General features: G+C 48.5%; 6 protein-coding genes and 1 other annotated feature. Of the genes, 1 reads left to right on the forward strand and 5 read right to left on the reverse strand.

What is annotated here, in order from left to right:
- Both B3W37_RS01975 and B3W37_RS01980 read right to left on the reverse strand, forming a co-directional pair.
- On the reverse strand, nt 1-455 hold a 455-nt coding region (locus tag B3W37_RS01975; protein WP_483174629.1), incomplete at its 3' end, for an aminotransferase class I/II-fold pyridoxal phosphate-dependent enzyme.
- Nucleotides 456-460: 5 nt separating this feature from the next.
- Complete coding sequence (locus B3W37_RS01980) at nt 461-949, reverse strand: Lrp/AsnC family transcriptional regulator (protein WP_481038655.1); 489 nt, start codon at nt 947-949, stop codon at nt 461-463.
- Nucleotides 950-1,025: 76 nt separating this feature from the next.
- Nucleotides 1,026-1,230: a binding site (T-box leader), on the reverse strand.
- 200 nt (nt 1,231-1,430) lie between these two features.
- Here B3W37_RS01980 and B3W37_RS01985 point away from each other — a divergent pair.
- Nucleotides 1,431-1,658, forward strand: coding sequence for a hypothetical protein (locus B3W37_RS01985; RefSeq protein WP_481038653.1), 228 nt, complete (start codon nt 1,431-1,433; stop codon nt 1,656-1,658).
- 22 nt (nt 1,659-1,680) lie between these two features.
- Here B3W37_RS01985 and B3W37_RS01990 read toward each other — a convergent pair whose 3' ends face one another.
- The 3 genes from B3W37_RS01990 to B3W37_RS02000 all read right to left on the reverse strand — a co-directional run bounded on the left by B3W37_RS01990 (nt 1,681) and on the right by B3W37_RS02000 (nt 4,915).
- Entirely contained in the window at nt 1,681-2,856 is a 1,176-nt protein-coding gene (locus B3W37_RS01990) for an alkaline phosphatase family protein (RefSeq protein ID WP_483174619.1), read from the reverse strand.
- Nucleotides 2,857-2,888: 32 nt separating this feature from the next.
- Nucleotides 2,889-4,556: an ABC1 kinase family protein gene (locus B3W37_RS01995; RefSeq protein ID WP_483170550.1), complete on the reverse strand. Its 1,668-nt coding sequence runs from the start codon at nt 4,554-4,556 to the stop codon at nt 2,889-2,891.
- A 62-nt stretch (nt 4,557-4,618) separates the two neighbouring features.
- Nucleotides 4,619-4,915: a phasin family protein gene (locus B3W37_RS02000; protein WP_483170551.1), complete on the reverse strand. Its 297-nt coding sequence runs from the start codon at nt 4,913-4,915 to the stop codon at nt 4,619-4,621.
- Nucleotides 4,916-5,275: the final 360 nt, after the last annotated feature.

Consider the following 5,275-nt stretch of genomic DNA (forward strand, 5'->3'; position numbering starts at 1 on the left):
GGCTTAAGCCGGTACTGATCATGATTGAAGGTCTGCACCGGCACCGCTTTGCCATAGGCCAGCATAGCTCCGGGGGCGTAACATACAAAAGACGGTTCTGGAACCAAGACCTCATCACCGGGTTCGATTAACGCCCGCATAACCAGATCAACAGCCTCACTGACCCCAATGGTAATCAGAATCTCGTCCTCGGGAGAATAGCATACCCCTATCTTGCGCTTCTGGTAAAGGGCGATTTCCTCTCTCAGTTCAATAAGTCCATGGTTGGAGGTGTACATGGTATATCCCTTCTCCAGGGCATGGAAGCAGGCTTCGCGTATATGCCACGGAGTAACAAAATCGGGTTCTCCCACCCCCAAGGATATGACCCCCTGCATCTGCGAGGCCAGGTCAAAGAACTTTCTAATACCCGATGGAGGCACGGATTTGACCACATTTGAAACGTATTTCTCCATGCTGCTCACGGACTAATCACCAGCCTTTCATCTTCACGGGGATCTTCAAATACGAAATTATCGACTTTGTAGGTTTTCAGCACAAAATGGGTAACTGTACTCTGTACCTCATCGAGGGTGGACAGTTTATGCGAAACAAAGGAAGCGATCTCTTTCAGATTGTAGCCATCTACGACCACGGAAAGATCATAAGAACCACTCATCAAATGCACACTGCGCACCTCGGGAAACTTGCAGATTCTTTCTGCGACCCCGTTAAATCCCACTTCTCTTTGGGGAGTCACCTTGACCTCGATGGTTGCGGTTACTCCGTCGCTCTCCATTTTGTCCCAGTTGATAACGGTATTGTAGCCCAGTATGACCTTGTCGTCTTCCATCTCTCTGATGGCGCGGACGATGACTTTCTCGTCCTGACCTAACATGGTTGCGATCAATTTGGGGCTTAACTGGGCTTCATGAGCGATCAGATTGAGGATCTGTCTTTTTAGTTCCATGGCGATTCCTCCTTCTGGTTTATTTAATGGCGGGGAGCCTACCCTTGCCATTTGGGCAAATAAAAAACCCCCATCCTCAAGGGACGAGAGTTGCTCCCGCGGTACCACCCTAATTGGCGTCAGCCCGGCTTAACTAAATTAACGGCAATGCCGTCCGGCTTACTACTCGCGTATTAACCGGAACTCTCAGGTGGCTTTCACTACCCGCTCGCACCGGTTTTCACCCTTCCCGGCTCTCTGCGGCCAAACTGAGCAGTTACTCTTCTGATCATCGTTTTTATCTATTTAATTGTTTCATTGAAGCATAATAACATGTCATAGCTTGGCCAGTCAAGCCATAGTCAGAAATATTGTGTCGATTTTTTACAGCTGCAATAATATGCCAAAGTATACTGTATTTCTACACCGGCAGCAAATCTTTTCCTGAACTATTTATCGCTGCGGCGCATATTATTTATTTAAACATCAGGAGGTGATCAATTTGCTCCCTAGGCCCAATTTCAGCCCTGAAGAACTGTCTGTGGCCCGAAGGCTGGAGAAATACTTCTCCAACGCGGATATGGACTTTCTCGAAAAGGTTTTCCAGGCTCAGCTTATCGCCAGTTATGAATTGGAATCCGGCCAGCCGGCAACAGAAACCGAGCGCATTCAAATCATGACCTTTATGGACACCCTCGACACCATCTGGCACAAGTTGACCCGGCCTTAACAGCCGCGGTCAGCTTGAATGATTACTTGAACAACAGAAACTTCTTCTTCAATATCAAGTATTCCACTCCATACCCCACCAGCATGATCACAAAGATGGCCAGGAAAACAAACCGCTCAATCGCCAAACGCTGGTTGATATCAGCTATTACCCCCTCTCTTTGCCCGGCATAATCAAAAATACTCTGCCGCTCTTCTTTCATGGAGGCTATTTGATGGTAGTTGCGATAGATTTCGTCCTGCAACAGGTAGTATTGCTGCCAGTTGATGATCCGTTCCTCTTGCAGGGCTTTTACCCATTGATTGAGCTGGCCCATTCTCTCATTGCTGGTATAGAGCAAAGCATCATATAATGGGACGCCCCGGCTGCTCGGCGGCTGCTTAAGCCCGGAAAGCATGCATAGTGTAGGAGTGATGTCAACGATCATGCTATTGCCGATGCGGGTTCCCACCTGAAATCCGGGACCGTGAATAATCAAAGGTACCTGGTCGCTGGGTGAAGAGCTGCGCGGTGAAGTGACAATGATAATCGAGCTATAATACAGCCCCTCATTACGGAGAAAAGCCAGAAAATCACCGATGGCCTGGTCGGTTTGGGCGACCGTCCGGTAATAGTGTTTATCGTCCAGGGTCAAAAAAGCCTCCCGGCAATCGTTGAGAACAATGTAATTATAAAAAGGCTTATGCTGTTTAAAGGTTTCAACCGCCCTCGCTAGCAGCTCCTGGTCGCTTAGTGAGGCCTCAAAACTGGCATAGTGGGCTGCGCCGTAGTCGAAGGACTTCAATTTGCCTCCGCTGCCGTCGTAGATCATAAAAGACCGATTGCCCTGCTTGAGCATATCCAGCATCGAAGCTGTCTGTACGCGGTCTTCGGCACTATAGAGCTTGTGTTGTTCGGGAAGGGTTCCGGTTAGCATCGAAGCTTGAGCCGCCTCCGAAGTTTCTGCTCTTATGGCCAGACATTTCTCGTCAGTTACCCCTTCTCCAGCCAGATGCTTTATGCTGGGAACATAACTGTTAATAAATCCTTCATAACTTAGCCCGTCTAATGAAATCACGAAGATATGCTGTAAAGTGGAGGCTTCAGCCTTAGCGGCATGAGGCATTGCGGCGGTCAATAATGCTGTAAAAAGGACGGTTAAAAACAGGGTAAAAAAGGGTTTTCGCACCGTGATTCCCCCTCCATGGTTCTGCTTCATATATATTGGAGAGGATGAGCTAATATGCCCGTTCAATAACGGCCGCTGCGAATAATGGAATAGGCCAGATATAGACCGATCAGGACCGCCAGCACAAAGCCGACTTCCACCAGGGGAAAATGACGCAGGAAATAGGTTTCGGCCTGATTAACTATCAATGAGCAACCGATGAGAATGCTGGACATGACAATCGCCAGACAAATCCGGTTGGATATTATATCGATGCGTACCAGCATATCCCTGATGTTGCTGTATTCCATCTTTATCCTTAATTCTCCCTCTTCGAGCCTCTGGGCCAGATTATTGACATTGCGGGGCAGGGCGCGGGCGATGTCTGCCAGCTCCAGCATTGCCGAACGAACCTCATGACCCATGCGTTTGGCCGAATAGCGCTCCTTCAGCGCTTTTTTCCCGTAAGGTTGGGCTATATCCACCAGGCTTATACCCGGGTCGAGGGTGGTCACCAGGCTCTCCATGGTTAACAGCATTTTCGCCATCAGGGTAAGTTCCGGCGGCATGCGCAATTGATGTTTCACAGATAGCTCCAGGATCTCCCTTAAAGCTTCACCGACATTTATGCCGGAAAAAGGAACCCCATAATACTTTTGTGCCAGACGACCCACGTCGCGGCGCAAATCATTCAATCGTACCGGGTGATCATCAATGGCGATATTCAATAAAGCCCGGGTAACCCCTTCAGTATCGTAGCGCATCATACCGATAACCAGGTCGATGTACTTATCACGAGTGAGCTGGTCAACAAAACCCACCTGGCCAAAATCATATAGTATAATGGCTTCTCCTTCAGCTATAGCGATATTACCAGGGTGCGGGTCGGCGTGAAACAGGCCATCCAGGTAAATCTGCTGGAACAAGCACTCCACCAAGTGATTCACGATTCTGCCAACCTCATAGCCGCCGGCCTGAATAGCAGCAATATCAGAAATCTTTATCCCCGGGACATACTCCATCACCAATACGTTTTCCGTACTGTACTGCCAGAACACCCCGGGGATGATCACATTGGGATTGGAGACGAAGTTCTGTTTAAAGCGCTCGGCATTGCGGGCCTCTTTGCGAAAGTCCAGTTCATTGCAGAGCGCCGCCGCCAATTCCTCAACCAGTTCACTAACCCGATAGTGTTTGGCCCAGCCTTGGTATTTTTCCGCATAATTGGCCAGATCCAGGATGATAGCCAGATCGATGGCCATCTGCCGGTCAATGCCAGGGCGTTTTACCTTGACGACCACCTGTGCTCCGTTGCTCAGAGTGGCCTGATGCACCTGTCCGATCGAACCGGCTGCTATGGGGACCTGTTCAAAAGCAGAGAATATAAGGCTGGAATCCAGGCCATCCTGTGCTAAAACCGCTTCCACCTGTTCAAATGGAATCGGAAGTACATTATCCTGCAACTTTTCGAGTTCACTTATATATTCCGGGCTCAGCAGATCAGCCCGGGTGCTCAGCAACTGGCCCAGCTTGACGAAAGTAGGCCCCAGTTCTTCACAGGCCCGCCGCAGGCGTTTAGGCAGCGAATCTCCTATCGTCTCCAACTCTTGACGATGTCTATGGCGCCGCAGCCAGGGATGGCGGTTGCCGACACTGTTAATAACGAAGCCAAACCCGTTTTTGACCAGTACATTGGCAACCTCACGGTAGCGCGGCAGCCGTTTCAGATATGATAACGAAGCGTTTATCAACTCAGTAAAACCTCCAAAAATAGAAATGCCGGGCTATGCCCGGCAGTCATTGAAATCTATGTTCAAATGGTTTGAATCTTTTCTTCCAGGGCCTGAATCCTGGCTTCCAGCGCTTCAAGGTCCTTCTTGGTCACAAAGCTGAACTGGTTTTTGATCTCCTGGTACTCCTGGTGAATCATCTTACGCAGTTCTTCCTTTTCCTCGGCTCCCTTTTTTATGGCATCGTCTATAAACTGTTTGGCTTCTTCTTTGTTGATTTCGCCCTTATCCACCATTTCATTCATCATCTTTTCAGCTTTTTCTCTGGTGAAGCTCAATGCTCCCAGGCCAAAATAAATGATTTTTCTCATCATTGGCATATTAGTCCCTCCTTGCTGCTAAATCTATAACCAGAATATCATAACTGCCGTTTGAATACTATTTTACCCCAGCGAAACCATAATCATGCAGATAAAAGATATCTTTGGGCCCTCCATATACCCTTCGTCCTGATCAATTGATCATTGGCGGCAATCCGATAAGGGCCAGAGGCCAAAAGTCCTCCATACATATTTCGGCCCGACCATTTATGCGCACCCTGGTGCGCTGTATAGTTGAGGTTTATATAATTAATAATATGTCACTTATGGAATATCAAACCTGTATAAGAATCTGAATCTTTCACATAATGTTTTTGAGCGCTGGGATGTCGCCAAGCGGTAAGGCAACGGACTTTGACT

It is taken from the genome of Syntrophomonas sp. UBA5494 (assembly GCF_002426325.1).